A 21,234-nucleotide genomic window follows, 5' to 3' on the forward strand; every position below is an offset into this window, starting at 1 on the left:
TCCGGGCTCAGCGGCCGGCGGCTGATTCGAGCGTCATGTCGAGTGCCCTGGCCTTGGCGGCCTTGCCGGCGGTCGCCTCGACGAACTTCCAGGCGTCGCGCAGTTCCGCCAGGCTCGCGATGATGCGCCGGAAATTCTCCCTGGCCTGCGGCCGGCCATAGGAGCGCAGGCACGCCATGATCAGGGCGTTATAAGTGCGGTAGAGACGATCGGCCGTCGCGCCGCCACGGGTGAAATCGAGATTGTGGCTCAGCCCGCGCAGGATCGCGGTCGCCCGTGTCAGATAGATGTGCCCCTCTTCGAAGCGCTTCGCCTCGTGCGCGTCCAGCGCCTTCTGCAACAGCGTGATCGCGCCGTCGCACAGCATCACCACCGCCTTCAGCGGCGGCACCGCCACCGCGGCGGATCGATAGGCATTGTTGGCGTGGCAGGCGGTCGCGTTCTGGGTCATTAGTTACTCGATGCTGCGTCTAGGAGTGCTTTCAGGTAGCCCAGCGTATTGTTCGCGCTTTCGATGGCCGCCTGGTAATTGGCGTATTGAACCTGCAGCTGAGCCTTGAACGTCGCCGCATTGCTCTGAATGTCGCTGACCTGGGACTGCAGGTTGGTGTCGCGCGACTGCAAGTTGGTGATCATGGTCTGGAGTTGACCGCTGGTTCCGGAACTGGTGTGCGCGAGCTGGTAGAGCTGCGTCGCCAGACCGGACGACGATGTCACCGTGATCGATTGCGAGGTCGAGCCCGTATAGGTGAAGGCCATACCGGCGTAGATCGTTCCTGAATTGCCGATGATGGTGTTGCCGACCACCGAAAAGCCGGAGCTGTCGCCGCCGACCGAGGCTCCGGTCAGCGTACCGGTGGAGTCCACCGTGAGGTCGAGCGTGAAGGATTGCGGCGACGTGCCGGTATTGACCACGCTGAGCTGGCTGGACGAAGTGGTGGTCTGCGCCGACAGCAGCTGGGTGACGCCGGCGAGATTTTGCGTCAGCACCGTCGACAGCGTTCCGGTATCGAGCTGGAGCTCGTTGTTCTCATTGAAGGACAGGCCGAGATCGGCCATCGTCATGCCGCCGACCGTCCCGCTGAGCACCTGCTGCAGCTGGGTCATGAGATCGCGCATCGTGCTGTCGCCGAACAGCACCGCGCTCGACGCGGCCGTGCCGTCGGAATTCTGCGCCGACTGCGCGATCACCTGGTCGCGAAATGCGTCGTAGTTGGTGACGAAGGTCTGCAGCGCTGACGTGATCTGGCTGGTGTCGGTCTCGATGCTGATGTTGAGGCTGGTGCCGCTCGGCGTCGGCTGCAGCAGGTCGAACGTGACACCGGACAGGACGTCGGAAATGTCGTTGGTGTTACGCGTGAGCGCGATGCCGTCGAGGGTGAACTCCGCGGACTGCGACTTCTGCAGCACGTCGGTGAACGCCCCGGACGTGTCGGTGACGCCGAGCTTGTTCAGGATGTCATCGCCCGACGTCGACGAATAGGCGATGTCAGCGGCGTCCTGCGTCCCCGTCAGCACCATCTCGTAGGACCCGCTCGACACCTGGACGATGGAGGCCTGGACATTGGTGGTCGAGGTCTGGGCGTTGATGGTGTCGACGATATCCTGCATCGACATGCCGCTGGTGATCGAGATCGCCGTGCCGGTGCCGCCGGACAGGCCGAGCGAGAAAGTGCCGGAGAGGCCCAGCGCCGTCGAGCTGCTCGGCTGCGAGGAGCCGATCACCTTCTGCGCGGTCGCGAGCTGGGTGATCTGAAGCGTGTGATCGCCGGTCGCCGAGCCGCTGTTGACGCTCATGTTCAGTGCCGACGAGGCGCTGACGTCACCGGTGGACGAGATCGTCGCCGCCCGGCTGGCGAACGCGTTGGTGGCGATCGAATTGATGATCGAGGTGCTGAGCGACGACAACCCGGTTGCCAGCGTCGACAGCTCGGTCTGCAGCGATTGATAGGCCGTGATCTTGGCCTGGTTCGCGGTGATCGTCGTGGTGATCGAGGTCGCCGCTGCGAGCTTGGCATTGACCTCGGCCTCGATCAGGGCATCCCAATCGATGCTGGTCGAATTGGTCGTGCCGGTCGTTGTCACCGTGCTGGCAGAACTGGTCGACGTCGTGTTTGATGTGCTCGAGGTGGCGCTGCTAACCGTCATGTCGACACTTCCGCCGCGATAGGAACCGGGCCGGCATCATGCCGGCCCGATCGATCTTTCGAATTAGCCGAGCAGCTTCAGCAGGTACTGCGGCATCTGGTTCGCCGCGGTTTCAGCGGAGACCGCGGCCTGGGTCTTCACCTCGGCCGAGGACAGCGTCGCCTGCTCGGAGGCGATATCGACGTCCTTGATCGCCGAGTTGGCCGACTGCAGGTTCTGAGTCTGGGTCGAGATCGAGTCGGCGCTGAAGTTGAAGCGGGATTCCTGAGCACCGATCTCGGCGCGTGCGGACGAAACCTTGTCGATCGCGGTGTCGAGAGCCGTCATCGCGCTGGTGGCGCTCGACAGGCTGGACACATCGAGCGACGTCACGGACAGCGACGAGGCCGTGAGGCTCGTCAGCGTGATCGTGATGGTGTCGGCCGAGGTCGAACCGACCAGCACTGAGACGCCCGAGGAGAACACGCTCGAACCGTCGAGCAAGCTCTGGCTGCTGTAGCGGGTTCCGCTGGCGATCGAGTCGATTTCGCCCTTGAGCTGCGTGAATTCCGAGTTGATGTAGGCGCGGCTGGAATCGGCCACGGTGCCCGAGGCGGACTCGGAAGCCAGCGACTTCATGCGGGCTAGGATATCCGAGATGTTGGAGGCGCCGCCGTCGGCGGTCTGCAGGATCGAGGTCGCCTGCGCCGCGTTGGTGGCGGCCTGCTGCAGCGTCGTGATGTCGGAGGAGATGCGGGTCGAGATCGCAAGACCGGCCGCGTCGTCGGAAGCCGAGGTGATGCGCGAGCCGCTCGACAGCTTCGACAGCGCGCTGGTTTCCTGCTGCGAGTTGATGTTGAGGTAGCGGACCGCGGAGTTCGCGGCGGTGTTGGTGGAGATTGCCGGCATGAGTAGCTCCTGTGCTGATGGGGCATGGCATGCCGCATCGTGAAAAAGAGAGGTGACGCGGATCCAGCCCCCGTCCGCCCGATCAAACGGGTCGGCCGCCGGGGTCAGGCGCAAAATCTTCAGAAGCCAGAATTTATGGTTAGCAGTCGGTAAACGCGCCGCGCAGGTCGCGCTCGTGCCGCTTCAGCATATCGCGCAGCTGCTGCCGTCCTCGCTTCAACAGCGACTCCACCGCGGCCACGGTCGTGTCCATGACCTCGGCGATCTCGCCGTTGCTCATGTTCTCGTGATACGACAGGATCACTGCGACGCGCTGCTGCTCGGGCAGGCGCTGCATCGCGACCTCCAGCAGATTGCCGATCTCGTTGCGCTCGATCACGGCGGAGGCATCGAGCTGGGTGTCTGCGACCTCGGGCACGACATCGACATTCTCGGTGCGCGGCTTGCGGCGCAGATCGATGCAGCGGTTGCTGACGACGCGATAGAGCCAGGTCGAGAACTTTGCGCGGCCATGCTGCCAGCGGCCGCGATGGGTCCACACTTTCAGCATCGTGTCCTGCACGACGTCCTCGGCGTCGGCGGCGTTGCCGACGATACGCAGCGCGATCGCGTAGGCGCGATCGACGTGGCGTTCGACCAGAGCACGAAACGCCGTTTCGTCGCCGGCGGCGAGGCGGTCGAGCAATTCCTTGTCTTCGTCGTGGATCTCGACGGTGTCGAGCGGGCCCGCATCGGCAACGGTGGGCACGTTGCTCCACGGCGCAGCCGCTTCGGCCGGTGCAACCGCGGCCGGCGTGGCCTCCACTTCGGCCGGTGCCCTCATATCAAGCGCGTAACTCATCCGCCGCTCTCCAACCAACGCCGCTGGCACACATTCCATGCGGCTTCTGAGCGTTGAACGGAGAGGGCCAGCAAACCAGGCGAACTTTTTTCGTTATTTTTCAAATGCTTAGCCGGATGTTTTTGCCGACCGCCCGGCAAAAGCTGCCGCTGCGCGTAGGCGCAGGGAAAAATGCGACGGAGTTTGGAGCAGTCGTTCAGCATCGCCTCGCATTTCCGCGGAAGAGATCGTCGCGTCGGAAAACGCTGTTGTCACACCAACTAACGCCACGCGAACCCATGCATGCGCCGAGCATGCGAGTGACTCACCGCCGTTGGTCGCCATCTTGCATTCGACGATTGCGACTAGGCAATTTTTTCCGAATCACTGTTTCGACGTTATCGGATTTTTTGAATCTGTCAGTCGCGAAGCGCGCGTTTTCGAATTCCGCATCAACTTTTTTGAACTGTCGCGCCTGATTTGGCTCACGCGCGCGTTCAACGCATGAGGACTGGCGGGAATTTTGCGCATGACGATCATGACGATCGACGCGACGCGTCGAGCGCAGAATGTTTCTGCATGTTCATTCGATGTTTTCGATACATTTCTGTTGCGCGCCTGCACGACGCCGGATGGCGTATTTGAAAGGGTTTTTCAGCGTTGCTGCATTGCTGAAAATTTTCCGAACATGTCCGCCAGTTTCGTTCAGCATCGAATCCAGGCGGAGGCGCGAGCGCGCAAGGTATCGCAAGAGCGCCGCGGCTCAACTGAAGTGCGCATCGCCGACATCTACAAATACTTTCCGTTCAGGCTGTTCGGCCTGACCCGCGATGCGCTGCACGATCTCGCGCAGATCGAGTTCGACACCGAACTGGAGCTCTGCCGCGTCAATCCCGAAATGCTCGAGCAATATCTGGACATGAAGCGCGGCGGCTTTCGCGTCGGCTTCATTTCCGACACCTACTGGAGCACCGACCAACTCGCGCAGCTGCTGCGTTCCTGCAGTCCCGGGCTGAGCTGGGATTTCCTTTATGCGTCCTGCGATCACGGCAGCAGCAAGAGCGAGGCGCTGTTTGAGGCCTATCTCGCCGAGCAAGGCATCGACGCGGCAAGCTCGTTCCATGTCGGCGACAACCACACCGCCGATATCAAGGGCGCGCGCCGTCACGGCATCCGTCCGCGCTACTACCCGCAGGCCGGCGCGGCGCTGGCTTCCAAGTTTCAACGCGAGACATCGATCTTTGAATTGCTGTGCCCCGATCAGCCGTCGCGGCTCGACTGCGGCGCCCGCACGCTGCGGCGCGCGGTGACGGCGAAGAGCGCGGAGCATTCTCCCGCCTTCAACCTCGGCGTGACCGTGCTCGGCCCCGTGATGGCGGCGTTCGACGCATTCATTTCTGCGCGGCGCAGCACGCTTGCTCGCGAGGGCGCGCGCGTTGCGGTCGGATTCCTCGGCCGCGACGGCCTGCTGCCGCATCGCGTCTGGCAGGCAAACCACGGCGAGACCGGCGCCTATATCGAGATCAATCGTCGCGTCAGCCTGGTCGGGTCTGCCGATACGCTCGAACCACTCTGTGAGCTGCTGAGCCGGGTCGTCAAGATCGACGCGGCGACCTTTATCGACATCGTCAAGGTGCAGCCGTCCGCCGTGATGAAGTTCTTCGCGCAGTATCCCGACGGCATTGCCAGCGGCCGCGAACTCGCCGACGCCCTGCCCGATCTGATGGACCCGCGCGAGATCACCGATATCGCTGCCGGCGTCCGGACCCGTTTGCTTGCCTACCTTCGCGCGCATATCCGGGATTTCGACGGCTGCACCGATCTGATCCTGGTCGACCTCGGCTATTCCGCAAGCGTACAGAAATCGCTGCGGCGAATTTTCGATCTCGAGGGCATCCGCATCCGCCTGCACGGTGCCTATCTGCTGACGCTTGACGATGCCTTCGACGATTTAGCCGATGACGACACCGCGGAGGGCCTGATCTCGGATCGCGTCGTCACGCCGCACGTCAAGCGCATGCTGATCCGCAACGTCGCATTGCTGGAGCAGCTGTGCTGTTCTAGGGAAGGATCGGCGCGGGATTATCGCGACGGCGACGTGTTGCGCGAGGGTGATCAGCGCCCGGCCGCCCAGCTGGCGCTGGCGACCGAGGTGCAATCCGGAACGCTGGCCTATGTTTCGCGCGCCCGCGAGCTGGCACCACGCTACGGATTGCAGCCCGATGCCGCCCCCGCGGTCGCGGCGCGCTGGACGGCCGCCGTGCTCGGCCGCCTCCTGCTGCTGCCGGACGATGATGAGCTCGCGCTGCTCGGCGGCATCAAGCATGACGTCAATCTCGGCACCCCGGCGCTGGCGCCATTGCTCGATGCCGACTTCGTCAATGATAGCATCATCGCCCGCGGCCTCATGATCGCCTGCACGGCTCCGGCGCCCCCGATGTGGCTGGCGGGCAGCTTTGCCGCCCTGTCGCCGTCGCATGCCTATCTCTACACGCTGTTCGGCGCCAATCGCCTGCCCGCTAGCGTGTTTGGCGAAGCGCTGTGCGGGACGCTGCAGGTCGGTCTGTTCGAGCGGAACGGCCAGGCGTCGCTGGAGGCGATCAGCGTCTATCACACCGGGCTCGGCGATCTTCGCCTGCGGATCCCGCTGTCGCGCCGGATGGCAATCGCGACTATCGTGCTGCCGCTGGCCAAGCTCACCCGCGACGGGATGCTCCACGGCATCACGGTCCAATATGGCGAGAGCGCCGCGAAAGCCGCCGAGGGTTCGAACGTGACAGCGATCGCCGAGGGACGGCTCATCGATGTCGGCCTCAAACGGCGCGGCCGTCACTTCCGCGCTAGCAGTGACGACGGCATGCTGCTCATCCCTGTCGACGGCTTCGAAGACGACGTCGCCATCTACACGGTCGCGCTGACCGCCTTCGACCATGACCGCATCCTTGCGGTCGCGGACCGCGACGGCAACGGTGACCCCTCGGCCACGCTGACCTGGCGCAAGACCAAGGGATGTCTGCAACGAACGACGACAGCTGATTTGTCCGCCTGATCTGGCCGCCCCGCACGTAGAAGGTTAACGAGGGGTAGTGCGGGCATGATTTCGGCTGACACGGCGCAAGCGGACGGCTTGCAGACGAACTTCGACCAATTGCTGGCGGCGAACGGCATCCGGATGGGCGCGGCGCAACGCTGGCGGCTCGCATGGCTGTCGGAGCGGCTTGGACCTGCGGTCGTCCATGAGGCCGGCTCGGTGCCGGCGAAGGACCATGGAGTCATCATCCTCGTCGAGCCGCCGAGTGGCCCCGCCGCCGAGATGCTTTACCGGTCGCTTCGGGCCGACTGCGCGGTCGTCGTCCCCTTCGGCGAGAATCCCGCCTTCGACTTCCTGAAATCCAAGCTGACCGACTTCGGAACCATCGGGCCGAGCTTCGATGGCCCGCATGAGATGTGGTGGGGCGGCCTCAATTGGCGCCCTATCGCGCTCGAGCAAGGCTCGAGGTCCGGGGCATCGCTGCGCGTGGTCTCCTGCTACCCCCGCGCTTGCGGCGACGACCATGCCCGCGTCCTCCGCGACAAGCTGGCCGAGTTCCGGATAGCCTGCGACATCGCTCCGATCGAAACCGCAGACGGCGAGCACATGCGCGCAGCCGAGAAATCCGCCTTCTTGCTGCGGATGTGGGAGCAGCATCGCGAGCCGCTGCTGTTCATCGAGGCCGACGCAGTCCTCAGCGAGCCGCCAATGCTGCCGTCGTCCCTCGCATGCGACATCGCGCTTCACAAATGGAACCGGTGGGAAATGTCGGCGCGCACCCTCTATCTCGCCCGTTCGCCCACCGCCGAAGCGGTGCTGCGCAACTGGCATCACATCGCGAGCGCCTATCCCGCGGTCTGGGAAGGCTATCTGCTCGACCAGGCCTGGAGCCTGACATCGTCACAGATGGCGCTCGACACCGTCTGGCTGCCGCGCTCATATCACGCTCCGGCCGAAGACGCCGGCACGCCCCGCCACACCACGGTCGTTCACGACCTGCCCACCGACAGCAGCGATCTTGGACCGGATGCCGAATTCGGCGTCGCGATGCGGGCCGCGCGGCGCGCCAGCCGCAGCGGCGGCCGTGACGCCATGATCGTGATCCGGTCGCAGGCGGCTTCAAATGATGCGATCACCGTGATCATGCGCGATATCGCGACCAGCGACGCGCGCGAAATGGCTGCCAGCATCGAGGCGGTCACCGGCGCGTTCGCGGCCGATTGCGGCGGGTTCGGCCGGCTCGAGCTCGCACTCTGCCCCTGGCAGGACGATATCCGCGCGGCGAAATCGGCCGCGAAAAGCGCAAACAACCGCATCATCGAGATCGCGCCGTGGCAGACGTTGCCGGCCGACCTGTTCCGCACCGTGGGCCAATCCCGCGATGCCGGGAGCGTCGTCGTGATGGCCGGGCAGCGCGGCTGATGAACGCCGGAAAGACAGAGCAAGGGAAGGACATCGACACGTGAAGACAATCATCCTTCTTACCGGCGTCGCCAACCAGCAATTCGCGCTTACCGAGCTGTTGAAGGCACACAATCCGGCGCTGTCATTCCGCTGCGCGGTAACGGCCGACGAGCTCGCCGCGATCGAGCCGGAGGTCTTGCGCGAGGCCCGGCTGCTGGCCTTCACCACCAGCGTCATCGTGCCGGAGCACATTCTGGCGACGCTCGGCCATGGCGCCTACAATTTCCATCCCGGCCCGCCGCAATATCCCGGCTGGGCGCCGGCGCATTTCGCGCTCTATGACGGTGCCCGCACCTTCGGCGCGACGGCCCATGTGATGGCCGCGCGCGTCGATTCCGGCCCGATCGTCGGGGTCGAGACCTTCATCATTCCCGACAAGATCAGCGTGCGCGGGCTCGAACAGATCGCCTATGTGCGGCTTGCCCATCTGTTCTGGCGGATGTCGCGCGATCTCGGCTGCAATCCCATGCCGCTGGCGGAACTGGAGATCGCCTGGTGCGGAATCAAGAGCACGCGGCGGATGTACCGCGAGATGTGCGAGCTTCCCGCCGGCATCAGCGCCGGCGAGCTGGCGCGCCGGATCCGCGCCTTCCACGACGACTTTCGCGACATCCCGCTGACCTGCTCGCTGCACGGCATCCGCTTCCAGCTGGCAACGACTACCACGCAGGCGCTCGGGGCGCCGCAGGTGGTCTCGCCGCCGCTCGCCGCGGCCTCCTGAGACACGGCCTCAACCGCGCGTCGCACGGCCCCGAACCTCGCGGCGCTGCTGCAAGTGCGCCCTCACAGCACGCTCCGCGGCGCGCGCGGAGCCGAAATAGCCGCCGTCGAGGACGTCAAAGGCGCGGTCGGAGGAGAAGAAGCAGAAGCCGCGGCTATCGCTGACGACGATGCCAGCGGTGCGATCCGATACTTCGATGACATAGGCTTGGGACATTTGGGTTTGGGACATGCGTGTTCGATCGCCGAATGACGGCGCTCCAGTCAGATTGTCGGATGCTTTGGATTTGTCGAAGCGATCAACAACAACAGACGCCGGTCGCCGCTGAGACGCAGCGATGCTGCATGCGGCTTCGCATGTCGCACATCAAGCTGCGGTGGTCATGTCTCATTGCGGGGGCCTTGGACGACACGGATATCGCGCATCAATATCCGGCCGAACCGCGCGGCGGTCAATGAAATGGCTGACCAAAGATAAGAGCCCGGCGCGACGCCTCATTCACGGCCAGCGGAAAAACAGCACAGTTTTGGTGGTGACGGTCGTGGAGCGCTGAATTGGCCGGACACCGTGCATCCCGGTGCCCGGCCATGGTCGCTCAGGGCAGGATCGGCGGGTGATAGGTGAAGGTCGCCATCAGGATCGCCGCCAGCAGCATCACGATCGGGAAATGGATGAAGAACTGCACCGAGGTGTAGCCGATCAGGTCCTTCGACTTCAAGCCGAGGATGCCGAGCAGCGGCAGCATCCAGAATGGGTTGATGAAGTTCGGCAGCGTCTCGGCGATGTTGTAGACCATCACCGTCCAGCCGAGATGCGCGCCGATGTCGTTGGCCGCCTTCATGATGTAGGGCGCCTCGATGATCCACTTTCCGCCGGCCGATGGCACGAAGAAGCCGAGCAGCGCCGAATAGATTCCGACCAGGAACGAAAACACGGTGGAATTGCTGGAGGCACCGACGAACCAGTGTGCGATCGTGTCCGACAGCGTCGTGCCGCTGCTGTTCGGGACCTTGGTCAGGATCTGCGCAATACCGGCGTAGAACGGAAACTGCAACAGCACGCCGGAGACACTCGGCATCGCCTTCGAGAACGACTCGATGAGGCTGCGCGGTCGCCAGTGCAGCACGATGCCGAGGATGAGAAAGACGAAATTATAGGTGTTGAGGCCCGACAGCGTGATCAACGGATTGCCCGACTGGAATGTCTGCCACAACCAGCCGGCGGCAAGCACGGCGATCAGGATCGTCAGCAGCGGGCTGAACTCGAGCCAGTCGCCCGGACGCGCCGGCTTCCTGGCCTCGATGCGATCATCGCCGAGCGCTACGCCGAGGTCTTCTGCCGTCCTGGCCTGATCGGGCGCCGGCGTCGTGAAATAGCAGATCGCCGCGGACACGACGGTCACCATCACGACGGTGACCATATTCTGCCAAGTCAAGATGGTTTCGGAGAAACCGATCACGCCGGTGATCGGCAGGAGCGACGCCGGAATGCTGCCGGCATTGGCCTGCAGCTGCGCGGCCGAGGAGGTGATGCCGAGGGTGAAGCCGCAGCCGAGCCCGAGATAGCCGGCGGCGCCGGCCGCCCGGTAGTCGAGCCTGATGTCGGTGCGCCGTGCGATCTCGCGCACCAGAAGGCCGGAGAAGATCAGGCTCAGGCCCCAGTTCAGCAGCGACAGGAAGATGCTGAGCACACCGACAAAGACCACGGCGCCGCGCCCGGTCTTCGGCACGCTGGCGAGCCGCGCCAGCACGGCCGCCACCGGCGGCGACATCGCCACGACATAGCCGCCGATCGCGACCAGCGCCATCTGCATCGTGAAGGGAATCAGGTTCCAGAACCCGTCACCAAACGCGCGGCTGACGGCGAGCGGCGAACCGCCATGCAGGATCGCGCCGATTGCGACCGCAATCACCGCGATCAGGACGAAGACGTAGGCATCCGGAAACCAGCGCTCCGCGAATGCCACCAGGGCTTGCGAAAATTGCGCGATGACGTTGTCCGCGACAGGTTTTCGTAAGCTCACGGTTTGATCGTGCGTTGCATTCGTCATCAATCTGATCCCCTTCCGGTAATTCGGTTACTGCCTTCAATCGGGTTTCGTCATCAAAGCGCGAGCGTGAGATCGGTCAGCGGCACGGCCTGGCAGGCAAGGCACTGTCCCTCACTGCCATCGACAGCGCCGAGATGGGTGAACTCGCCATCGACGACCTGAACCGCGCAGCTTTCGCATTGCCCGACACGGCAGCCGCTCGGCAGCGCGACGCCCGCCGCACCCGCCGCATCAAGCAGCGTCCCCTGCTCCGGCCCCCAGGAAAAACTCTGCTTGCTGCCCGCAAGCCGGACGGTGCGCGGCGCAAGATTGCTCGGTACCGACGGCGGCGACACGAAGCTTTCGGCGAAAATGTCGAAGCGCGGCACGCCAAGCGCCGTCACGGCCTCGATCTGTGCCGCAACGAATTCCGGCGAGCCGCAGATGTAGACCAGCGGCCGGCGCGGCAACAGCGGCTTGACCTGTCCGAGATCAACCCTCCCCTTGCGCAACGCATGCGAGTCGATCGGGTCCTGCGCGAACTGCGCGGAATAGAACGTCACACGCTTCAGCCCCGGAATACCGGCTTCCAGCTCCGCAAGCCGCTCGGCAAACGGATGCTCCCGACTGCTGCGGCAGCCGTGGAGCAGCAGGATTTCGCCAACGCGATCTCGTGGTGCGATCCGTTGCAGCGTTTCGAGATGGCTGATGAACGGCGTGATGCCGATGCCGGCGGCGAGGAAGATCAGCGGCCGCTGCCCCTTCAATGGCGGCGTGAAGATGCCGCCCGGCGGCTCCAGCACGACCTCGTCTCCGACGGCAAGATGGTGCAGACGATCCGGCATGAAGAACGGCGCATCGCCACTCGGCGCCTCATTGAAGAAGCGCCCCTTCACCGCTATCGAGAGCACATCCGGCCGATCGCCCGATCCGGTCAGCGAATAGGCCCGTGCCTGCGTTGCGCCGGGCAGCGAGACCATCACGTGCTGGCCCGGCAGGAAGTCGGGCAGCGGACCATCGTCAAGCGGCAGCAGGTTGAGCGCGATGACATTATCCGCCTCGGCGCGACGCGCGCCGACCGTGAAACGCCGCTGACCGCTCCACAGGCCGCGACTGGCGACGCCGTCGCGCCTGATATCGCAGACGATCGCGCGCAGCGGGACGGAGCCGCTGACCGGATCGCGCGCATCGTCATGCAGCACGGCGTTGATGTTGCGGGTGTGGATGCCTGCCGTCGCGGAACGCTCGCGGCCGAGCGGCGGACAGTCTTCCCACCAGCCGAATTCGGCGACGACGACGCGATCGTCGAGCGCCGCATTGATGCGTACCTTCAGGCGCACGGCACCGCCATGCGTCTCCACCACGGCCCAGTCGCCTTCGGCAAGGCCACGCCGCTTGGCGAGCTGCGGATTGATCTCGACGGCCGGATCGGGCGACTTGCGCCGCAGCGAGGCGACGTGCCGATAAGAGGAGTGAACGAACCAGCCGCTCTTGGCAGTGGAAAGCACGAGCGGAAAGCGTGCATCCGGCGCTGCCGTGAGCGGGCTGCCGACCGGCTCGACATGGTCGGGCAAGGGATCATACCCGTGTCCCAGCATGAGCTCGGAATAAAGCTCGACGCGGCGCGTCGGCGTCGAGAATCCGGCAACCGTTCGGTCCTCGCGCGCCACGGCGTATTTTTCGTCGCGGAAGACCTGCGGGAAACGGCGTCCTTCCGGATGGTGGCGCAAATCCTCGACCCCGATGCCGAGCGGCGCCAGCTGGTAATTCCACCCGGCCTTGATGTCGCCGCCGAAGAACAAGTCGCCCATCCCGAGCTTGAGCGCGAGCGCGGCGGCGATCTCGTAATCGGCCTTCACCTCACCGACCGGCTCGACCATGCGCGGGCGTAACTGCACGGTCTCGACAGCTTCCTGCGTGATCTCGAATCCGATCTTGAGCGCATCGCGCTCCCATGGCGTGCTGGCCGGCAGCACGAAATCGGCGCTCTCCGCGGTTGGATTCATGAACATGTCGATATGGACCTGGAATTCCAGCGCGTTCAGCGCGGCGCGGTTGCGCTCGGAATGGCCCTGCGAGACGACGAAGTTGGTGCCGAAGGCGACCAGCGCGCGCACCCGGTAGGGCTCGCCGTCAAGCACGGCCCGGCTGAAGTCGCGCGCCGTGATCCAGCCCTTGGCCGGCGGGCCGAGCGGCAGCTCAGTAATGCCCAGCGCCTTAGCCTGCTGCTCCGGCGACAGGATGTTGTAGTCGTTGAGGGCACGGGTCGGCGGCGGCACCGGCCAGCGATTGCCGCCGGGCCGATCGCAAGCGCCGGTCAGCGCATACAACGTTGCAATCGTGCGCTCGATCGCGGTCGCGTTGGTGTGCTGGCCGACGCCGGTCCAGGAATGGTAGGCGAGCCGCGGCCGGCGAGCGAGCAGCGTGTTGAACGCGTCGACGTCCTCGACAGGAAGCCAGGTCAGCTCCGCGACGCGCGCCGGCGTGTATGGCGCGGCTCGCTCGACGAGCAGTTCGAACGCGGTAGCCGCCGCTATCAGCCGGCCGTCGCGTGTGCGGACCTGCAGCGCGCCACGCAGCTGGCCACAGCTCTCCGGCGCGTAGCGGGTGTCGCAAGGCACGGGCGCGCCCGACGCATCGAGACGAACGAAAGCCTCCGGCGCGCCATCCGGCCACAATGCGTCGGCGCGCAGGAAGCGTCCCGTCGCACGATCGACCAGCAGCGATCCATTGGTCCATGCGTTGACGAAATCCGCATCGAAGCCGCCGGTCGCGATGAGGTGACGGATCGCCCCCATCGCGAGCGCGCCATCGGCGCCCGGGCGAGTGCGCAGCCACAGATCGGCCTGCTGCCCCGAGCCGTTCGGCTTGGGATCGATCACCACGACCTTGGCGCCGCGCCGCCGCGCATCGGCGATCCGCGTTGCCTGGGCAAGCCAGGTCCGCGCCGGATTGTGGCCCCACAGGATAATCGCATCGGCATTGTCGTAATCGGGAAAGCCGATGCCGCGGCCGAAGGTCAGCGCGTGCGCATAGTCCTTGTGCCAGCCGCAGATCTCGACCGCATAGATCAGATTGGGGCTGCCGAAGCCGCGGATGAAGCGCTCGACCCACTCGAAACTGTCGACCATCGGCGTGCCGCTCGGCGTGGTGACGCCGAACGCCACCGCTTCGGCGCCGCTCTCGGCGCGGATCGCACCGAGCTTCTCGGCGATCTCGGTCAACGCCTCGTCCCACGACACCTCGACCCAGCCCGGATCGGCAGCACCGCGCGGCTGGGTCCGCTTCAGCGGGACGGTCAGACGGCGCGGGCTGGCGACGATTTCGGGCGCCGCCCTGCCCTTGGCGCAAAGCGCGCCGCCTGTCGGGTGGTTATTCAATACCTCTACGCCGACAAGGCGCCCATCCTCGACCACGGTGACGGCACCGCAGCGCGAACGACAAAGCGTGCAATAGCCGGGTAGCCGCTGTTTCACCGCCGTCTCACTATCCGATCGTCCCTTGTGACGCATTTTTGTAATGCGTTACACATTTACGTCATACGCTACCGGCGGCGTCAAGGCTAAGTAATAATCAGCGACGAATCGGAGTTCCCAGCGAGAGGCGGCCACGACCACCGATGGACCAGAATTTGCGAGAACAGGTGCTGCAGCGGGTGCGGGCCGAGATCATTTCCGGGCAGAGCCTTCCGGGCACGATGTATTCGGTGCCGAGTCTCGCGGCGAGCCTCGGCGTCTCCTCAACGCCGGTGCGCGAGGCGCTGCTCGAGCTCAGCCGCGGCGGCCTGGTCGAGCCGATGCGCAACCGCGGCTTCAAGGTGGTGGAGCCGACGCTGACCGAACTGCGCAACTTGTTCGACATGCGCGAAGTGCTCGAGCTGCACGCCGCCGTGCTGGTCGCCGCCAATCCACCGAAGGATCTAACAATCGTACGCGGCTGGGCCGACCAGATCGCCAGGGCCGTGGAGACCGACGACGTCCAGCTCTATCTGGAAGCCGACCGCAACTATCATCGCGAGTTCATCGCGGCCGCCGGCAACGACCTGCTGACCGACACGGTGATGGGCCTGCGCGACAAGATGCGGCTTTACGGCATCAGCTCCCGCGCCGGCCACGAGCGGCAGCAAGCGTCAGTGCCCGAGCACTACCGGTTGATCGAGCTCGCGCTCGCCGGCGAGACCGAGGCGCTGACCACCCTGCTGCGCACTCACATCCGCTCCTGGGAGCCGATCTTCGTCGATGCATTGCTGCGCTCGAAGGAGCATGCGCGCGAACCACTGCGGCAGGCCCGCGGCTGACGCGGAGCGGAGGCAGCTAGGCGGTGATGGTGACCGGCTAGTCCAGAATGCTCTTGTAGTGCTCCGAGAAGACATCGCGGCCGATGATCAGCCGCATCACTTCGGAGCTTCCAGCGAGGATTCGATTGACGCGTGCATCGGTGAACATGCGGCTGATCGGATATTCGTCCATGTATCCCGCGCCGCCGTGCAACTGGACGCCAAGATCGAGCATCTTCCACTCGACCTCCGACGACATCATCTTGGCCTTGGCGCCCATGTTGCTGGTCAGGCGTCCGGCATTGTGCTCGGCCACGCAGTGATCGACATAGACCTGCACGAGATCGATTTCGGCATCCATCTCCGCCATGCGGAACTGGGTATTCTGCTGTTCGGCGAGCGGCCGGCCGAACAATTTGCGGTCCATCACGTAAGCGCGCGTGATGTCGAACGCCTTGCGGCCGTTGGCGATCGATCCGACCGCGGAGATCAGCCGCTCCTCGGCAAGGCCTTCCATCAGATAGTAGAAGCCCCTGCCGGGTTCTCCGAGCACGTTGGCCTTGGGCACCTTCACATTGTTGAAGAACAGTTCGGCAGTGTCCTGCGCCGGCATGCCCATCTTCTTGAGATTGCGGCCGCGCTCAAAACCTTCCATGCCGCGCTCGACGATCAGGAGCACCATGGCATGCTTCTTCTCGGCGCCCGCGAGCTTGGCCGCCACGAGCACCACGTCGGAATTGATTCCGTTGGAAATATAGGTCTTCGAGCCATTGAGCAGGAAATGATCGCCCTTGTCTTCCGCCGTGGTCCGCATGCCGGCGAGGTCCGAGCCCGCGCCGGGTTCGGTCATCGCGATGGCCAGGATGGTCTCGCCGCTGACGCATTTCGGCAGGAACCGGTCGCGCTGCTCCTCGGTGCCGAAGCGTTTGAAGTAAGAACCGACCAGTCGGCTGTGCAGCGTGTTGAACCAGCCCTTGCAGCCCGAGCGCGCGGTCTCCTCGATGATGATCTGCTCGTAACGGAAGTCCTCGTCGCCCATTCCGCCGTATTTTTCCTCGGGCCAGATCATCAGGAAGCCGAGGTCACCGGCCTTCTTGAACGCGCCGCGGTCGACGATGCCGGCTTCCCGCCACTCCTCCATGTGAGGCGTGATCTCGCTGGCGAGGAACTTGCGGTAGGAGTCGCGGAAAATAACCTGGTCTTCGGTAAAGCTGCGCATCAATCACCCAATAGCGCTCTCATGGAACCCCGCCGGCGTGCGGCGAGGCATCGTAAAAAGTTTAGAGCGCCGGTTCTGCTTCGATCAAAACCGACGCTCCGTCATCGAAACAGGCGATGCCCTACTTGCCCTTCCAGTTCGGCGCGCGCTTTTCGGCAAAGGCAGCCGCGCCCTCGCGGGCATCCTCGGATACGAAGACAGGACCGACGATCTCCTGCTGCCTCTTCCACATCTCATCTTCCGGCCAGAGCCGGGATTCGACGATCACCTGCTTGGATGCCTTGACGGCGAGCGGGCCGTTGGCGCCGATCGCTGCCGCGAGCTCAAGCGCGGCGTCGAGCGCCGGGCCGTCGGTCACGCGATTGATGATGCCGAGTTGATGGGCGCGCTCGGCGCCGAAGAACTCGCCCGTCAATGCGAACTCCATCGCCACACGGAACGGCATCTGGCGCGGCATGCGGATCAGCCCGCCGGCCGCTGCCGCAAGTCCGCGCTTCACCTCGGGGATCCCGAACTTCGCGTTGCGGTTGGCGACGATCATGTCGCACGACAGCGCGATCTCCATCCCGCCGGCGAGCGCGTAGCCGTCGACAGCCGCGATCAGCGGCTTCTTCGGCGGGGCCTCGGTCAGGCCGGCGAAGCCGCGGCCGGGGATCGACGGTCGCTCGCCTTTCAGGAACCCCTTGAGGTCCATGCCCGAGCAGAATGTGCCGCCAGCGCCGGTGATGATGCCGACGCTCAGGGAATCGTCGGCGTCGAGCCGGTCGATCGCCGCGGCCACGCCCTTGGAGAGGGCGAGGTTGGCCGCGTTCTTGGCTTCCGGCCGGTTCAGGGTGATGATCAGTATCGGTCCGCGGACTTCAGTGAGGACCGGGGTTTCTTCGGACATCGCTTTGGTCTCCTGATCGCTTAACGCGGAGCCATGCGGATGGCGCCGTCGAGACGGACGTCTTCACCGTTGAAGTAGCCATTGGTGATCATGGTCAGCGCCAGATGCGCATATTCCTCCGGCATGCCGAGACGCTTGGGGAACGGCACCGACGCGCTGAGCGCGGCCTTGACGTTTTCCGGGGCGCCCTGCAGCAGCGGGGTGTTGAAGATGCCCGGCAGGATGGTGTTGACGCGGATGCCTTCGGCCATCAGGTCGCGCGCGATCGGCAGGGTCATGCCGACCACGCCGGCCTTCGAGGCAGAATAAGCCGCCTGCCCCATCTGGCCATCCTCGGCCGCGACGGAGGCTGTATTGACGACCGCACCACGCTCGCCGTGCTCCAGCGGAGCCAGCGACAGCATGCCCTGCGCCGACTTGGCGATGCAGCGGAACGTGCCGACAAGGTTGATCTGGATGATGCGGTTGAAGGCGTCGATCGGGAAGTGGGTGGGCTCGCCGGTCTTCTTGTCGCGGCCGGCGGTCTTCACCGCGTTGCCGGTGCCGGCGCAGTTTACCAGGATGCGCTCCTGGCCATGCGCCGCGCGGGCCTTGGCAAAGCCCGCATCGACCTGCTCGTCCGAGGTGACATCGACCTTGCAGAACACACCGCCGATTTCCTTGGCGATGGCTTCACCCTTCTCTTCGTTGAAGTCGAAGATCGCGACTTTCACGCCTTGCGCAGCCAGCGCGCGCGAGGTGGCAGCACCAAGGCCGGAAGCGCCGCCGGTGACGACGGCGGCGACCGATGAGTCAAGTTTCATGGCAATATCCCTTCGCGATCACATGCGTTCGATGATGATGGCCGGAGCCATGCCGCCGGCGGCACACATGGTGACCAGGCCATAGCGTCCGCCGCTGCGCTCGAGCTCGTCGAGCGCCGTGCCGATCAGGATCGATCCGGTCGCGCCGATCGGGTGGCCGAGTGCGATCGAGCCGCCGTTGATGTTGACCTTCTCGCGGTCCAGCTCGAGGTCGCGGATGAACTTCTCGGCAACGACCGCGAAAGCCTCGTTGATCTCCCAGACGTCGATGTCGTTCTTGGTCAGGCCGGCCTTGGCCAGAACCTTCTTGGCCGCCGGAACCGGCGCGTTGAGCATCAGGGTCGGATCGTCACCCTGGTTGGCATAGGCCACGATGCGGCCGCGCGGCTTGAGGCCGTGCTTCTCGGCATATTCCTTCGACGTGATCAGCACCGCGGCGGCGCCGTCCACCACGCCCGAGCTGTTGCCGGCATGATGCACGCCCTTCCAGTCGAGGTCCGGATAGCGGCGTTGGATCTGCTTCTTGAAGGTCACGCCGTTGCCGAGATCGAAATCGGCAAGCTGTTCGAAGCTCGGCTTCAGCGAAGCCAGTCCTTCGGCAGTGGTTTCCGGGCGCGGGAATTCTTCGCGATTGAGCGCAACGCTGCCGTCGTCGTTGAGGACGGGGATCACCGACTTGGCGAAGCGGCCTTCATCGATGGCCCGCTTGGCGCGCTGCTGGCTCGTCAGCGCCAGGGCATCGCAGGCCTCGCGGCTGATCCCCTCGCGCGTCGCGATCGCGTCGCCGCACACGCCCTGGTGCGACTGCGGGTGAATCTCGTCGAGCGCCGGATTGCCCGAACCCATCATCCGCGCCGGCTGCCCGGCCTTGGAGCGCTCGGCTGCCAGGGTCTGTTGGTAGCTCATCATCTCGGTGCCGCCGGCGATGACGCAATCTTCCATCCCCGACATCACGGACGCTGCCGCGAGGTTCACCGAGGTGATGCCGCCACCGCAGAAACGATCCAGCGTCGTGCCGCTGGCGTTGATATCGTAGCCCGCCGCGAGCGCCGACATGCGTCCGAGATCGCCGCCCTGCTTGCCTTCCTGAGTCGATGTCGACCAGATGATGTCATCGACGGTCGACGTATCGAGCTTGTTGCGCTCCTTGAGCGCGCCGAGCACCGTCGCGGCCAGATGCTGCGGATGCAGGTGCGACAGCGCTCCCTTGCCCGGCTTGCCGATGCCGCGCGGCGTGCGAACAGCGTCAATGATGTATGCTTCAGACATGCGTTTCCCTTTGCTTCGGATGTTTCGTTAGCTTGCGCTCGTACCGATAGTCCCAACCGTCTCCGCGAGGCGTCAACGGTGTGGCGTCACTGCAAGCGGCTCGGCAATCGAGTTGCGCTGATCTTCGAAGTACCCGAAGCGCGGCACTTGGCGGAGTTGCTGCTCGTCGGCGCAGGCAGGCTTGTCGCAACCATGCGCAAACAACGGCGCGCCGGGCGCGGCGGCGTGGGGACCGAGAGCATATTTCTGCTCTTGCGGCAGATAGATCAGCTGGCCGATCTGGGTAAGCGTCAAGGTGAGGCGCGACACCGTCGATCGGGGAAGACCACAGCGGTCGGCGATTTCGCGATTTCCCAAACGTATGCTTCGACCTTCGAAGCAACGCACGATGTCGAATGCGCGCGACACCACCTGGATCACGCGCCGGTTGTCCGTGCCGGCGGTCTCTTGCGCCATCAGTACCTCAGATCGACGTCCCATCGTTTACGCCTCACTCCTCATTTTCCATATGGGTGAACGAAGCCCACTCTGCTTCGGGCGGCAGACGCCGATCCGCGACATCACTGCCGGGGCGCGCATCGCTCGCGCGCCCGAACTGATGTGCGGGATTTGGCGGCAGGGGTCCGCGGCGCGCTCCGCGTGGGCGGCTGCAGCGGTGCTGCACGGGTTTTTCCGGGATCGACGGTCTGACGCGATGGCCGGTCGCTCCGGCGTTCGGTCTGCCCGCGGTGATCACACTGACGTTGCGCTCGGCAAAGCGTGCGGCGGGCTCGGCAAGGTCATTCTCAGCCTGTTCGAGGCCGCTGCGCACGGAATGCACGAGCACCTTGTTTTCCAGCCAAGTGAGGCCGCGGCCGCGCGGGGCAAGCAGCTTCGGATGTCTCTGGCCGGCCAGCATCGGGGGATTCTTTCCCTAGGGTTTTGGGCTTTAATTAATTGATTAATTAGTCAGGTGATTAAAGTGGGCGCTCTCCCCTGTCAACCGCCCTCGCCGCAGGGCGCCCCGCGCTCAGCCCGCACCTTCACCCCAACGCCTGTCAGCGCAGTGATCGCGGACCTGTCGTCATGAACTTCGTCAGATTCAGACCGCTGCCGAACGGCGATCGAAATTCCGCGCGCGATAGCGGACATGCCCCGACGATTTGCCGGCCGGTGCGAAACGCAGGCGCAAGCAATTGAGGGCGAAGCGGCGTGAGGAAGCAGGCGATAGCGGTTGCCGGAACAGACGCGACCGCTGGCCGGGATGACCGTTACGAGGGCGGACTTAAGCTATGAAAGCTTGGTGGGCGCACCAGGGCTCGAACCTGGGACCCGCTGATTAAGAGGCGTATGATTTGTTAGTAAAATCAACGGCCATTCCGACAAATCGCTCGTAGAGCGTGCATTGAACATCCAGTTTGATTTCCTCTTGTCGGAATGGGGCAAGGCAAATTTCGAGCGAGCCCGGACCAACTAACGATAAGGCGTCGGGAATTCGAGGCACTGGTCCGCTGCATCGCTAAGCCCACTATCCTCGAAGCCTTCTTTTCTACCTACGGGCAGGCAAACTCGCGAGGTCGCCTCCTGATACCCCGTCAAAGGCCTCCTTTCGCCCGCAATTCCACTGCGAGAGGGTTGGAACCAGTTAGGTGCCGGCCTCGGGAGGCTCGCGTCGCGAAATGTCCGTCGCGGAAAGTG

General features: G+C 64.6%; 17 protein-coding genes and 1 pseudogene. 4 read left to right on the top strand and 14 right to left on the bottom strand.

Annotated elements, in window-relative coordinates; translation table 11 throughout:
• Positions 1-7: 7 nt before the first annotated feature.
• From ACVMIH_RS15840 to ACVMIH_RS15860, 5 genes are all read right to left on the bottom strand, one after another.
• Positions 8-451, bottom strand: a complete 444-nt coding sequence (locus ACVMIH_RS15840) for a flagellar export chaperone FliS (protein ID WP_057020582.1) — start codon at positions 449-451, stop codon at positions 8-10.
• Positions 451-2,148 (bottom strand): flagellar filament capping protein FliD, encoded by a 1,698-nt coding sequence (gene fliD, locus ACVMIH_RS15845; protein ID WP_456862468.1) that lies wholly within the window; start codon positions 2,146-2,148, stop codon positions 451-453. Before fliD ends, ACVMIH_RS15840 begins: the two co-directional genes overlap by 1 nt.
• A 63-nt stretch (positions 2,149-2,211) precedes the next feature.
• Positions 2,212-3,036 carry a flagellin gene (locus tag ACVMIH_RS15850; RefSeq protein ID WP_028336954.1) on the bottom strand — a complete coding sequence of 275 codons (825 nt, stop codon included), beginning with the start codon at positions 3,034-3,036 and terminating at the stop codon, positions 2,212-2,214.
• A 139-nt stretch (positions 3,037-3,175) separates the two neighbouring features.
• Complete coding sequence (locus tag ACVMIH_RS15855) at positions 3,176-3,877, bottom strand: RNA polymerase sigma factor (protein WP_456862470.1); 702 nt, start codon at positions 3,875-3,877, stop codon at positions 3,176-3,178.
• Complete coding sequence (locus ACVMIH_RS15860) at positions 3,874-4,080, bottom strand: hypothetical protein (protein WP_156436538.1); 207 nt, start codon at positions 4,078-4,080, stop codon at positions 3,874-3,876. Before ACVMIH_RS15860 ends, ACVMIH_RS15855 begins: the two co-directional genes overlap by 4 nt.
• 464 nt (positions 4,081-4,544) lie before the next feature.
• On the opposite strand from ACVMIH_RS15860, the gene ACVMIH_RS15865 reads away from it, so the two are divergent.
• From ACVMIH_RS15865 to ACVMIH_RS15875, 3 genes are read left to right on the top strand one after another with little or no spacing between them, the layout of a single operon-like run.
• The gene (locus ACVMIH_RS15865; RefSeq protein ID WP_349535947.1) at positions 4,545-6,905 is read left to right on the top strand and encodes a hypothetical protein; all 2,361 of its coding nucleotides are present in this window, start codon (positions 4,545-4,547) and stop codon (positions 6,903-6,905) included.
• Between the two features lie 45 nt (positions 6,906-6,950).
• On the top strand, positions 6,951-8,309 hold the full coding sequence (locus ACVMIH_RS15870; RefSeq protein WP_456862473.1) for a hypothetical protein: 1,359 nt from the start codon (positions 6,951-6,953) through the stop codon (positions 8,307-8,309).
• Positions 8,310-8,349: 40 nt separating this feature from the next.
• Positions 8,350-9,072: a formyltransferase family protein gene (locus ACVMIH_RS15875; protein WP_456782020.1), complete on the top strand. Its 723-nt coding sequence runs from the start codon at positions 8,350-8,352 to the stop codon at positions 9,070-9,072.
• A gap of 9 nt (positions 9,073-9,081) precedes the next feature.
• Here the strand turns inward: ACVMIH_RS15875 and ACVMIH_RS15880 are convergent, their stop codons facing one another.
• The 3 genes from ACVMIH_RS15880 to ACVMIH_RS15890 form a co-directional block, all read right to left on the bottom strand.
• Positions 9,082-9,303, bottom strand: a complete 222-nt coding sequence (locus ACVMIH_RS15880; protein ID WP_168856081.1) for a hypothetical protein — start codon at positions 9,301-9,303, stop codon at positions 9,082-9,084.
• 364 nt (positions 9,304-9,667) lie between these two features.
• A complete protein-coding gene (locus tag ACVMIH_RS15885) occupies positions 9,668-11,122 on the bottom strand; it encodes a short-chain fatty acid transporter (protein WP_057020588.1) in 1,455 nt (484 codons plus the stop codon).
• Between the two features lie 53 nt (positions 11,123-11,175).
• Positions 11,176-14,577: a molybdopterin-dependent oxidoreductase gene (locus tag ACVMIH_RS15890; RefSeq protein WP_456862475.1), complete on the bottom strand. Its 3,402-nt coding sequence runs from the start codon at positions 14,575-14,577 to the stop codon at positions 11,176-11,178.
• A gap of 143 nt (positions 14,578-14,720) precedes the next feature.
• Here ACVMIH_RS15890 and ACVMIH_RS15895 point away from each other — a divergent pair, with 143 nt between their 5' ends.
• Complete coding sequence (locus ACVMIH_RS15895) at positions 14,721-15,398, top strand: GntR family transcriptional regulator (protein ID WP_229193290.1); 678 nt, start codon at positions 14,721-14,723, stop codon at positions 15,396-15,398.
• A gap of 37 nt (positions 15,399-15,435) precedes the next feature.
• Here ACVMIH_RS15895 and ACVMIH_RS15900 read toward each other — a convergent pair whose 3' ends face one another.
• The 6 genes and pseudogenes from ACVMIH_RS15900 to ACVMIH_RS15925 form a co-directional block, all read right to left on the bottom strand.
• A complete protein-coding gene (locus ACVMIH_RS15900) occupies positions 15,436-16,596 on the bottom strand; it encodes an acyl-CoA dehydrogenase family protein (protein WP_253625911.1) in 1,161 nt (386 codons plus the stop codon).
• Positions 16,597-16,717: 121 nt separating this feature from the next.
• Complete coding sequence (locus ACVMIH_RS15905; protein WP_057020591.1) at positions 16,718-17,485, bottom strand: crotonase/enoyl-CoA hydratase family protein; 768 nt, start codon at positions 17,483-17,485, stop codon at positions 16,718-16,720.
• Between the two features lie 20 nt (positions 17,486-17,505).
• Positions 17,506-18,288 (bottom strand): SDR family NAD(P)-dependent oxidoreductase, encoded by a 783-nt coding sequence (locus ACVMIH_RS15910; protein ID WP_028336964.1) that lies wholly within the window; start codon positions 18,286-18,288, stop codon positions 17,506-17,508.
• An 18-nt stretch (positions 18,289-18,306) separates the two neighbouring features.
• Positions 18,307-19,557: an acetyl-CoA C-acetyltransferase gene (locus ACVMIH_RS15915; protein ID WP_057020592.1), complete on the bottom strand. Its 1,251-nt coding sequence runs from the start codon at positions 19,555-19,557 to the stop codon at positions 18,307-18,309.
• 216 nt (positions 19,558-19,773) lie between these two features.
• Positions 19,774-20,037 (bottom strand): annotated as a pseudogene (locus ACVMIH_RS15920) (helix-turn-helix domain-containing protein); the annotation flags it as partial.
• Between the two features lie 10 nt (positions 20,038-20,047).
• Positions 20,048-20,455 carry a hypothetical protein gene (locus ACVMIH_RS15925; RefSeq protein WP_456862477.1) on the bottom strand — a complete coding sequence of 136 codons (408 nt, stop codon included), beginning with the start codon at positions 20,453-20,455 and terminating at the stop codon, positions 20,048-20,050.
• Positions 20,456-21,234 lie beyond the last annotated feature (779 nt).

The organism is Bradyrhizobium sp. USDA 4503 (genome assembly GCF_054055815.1).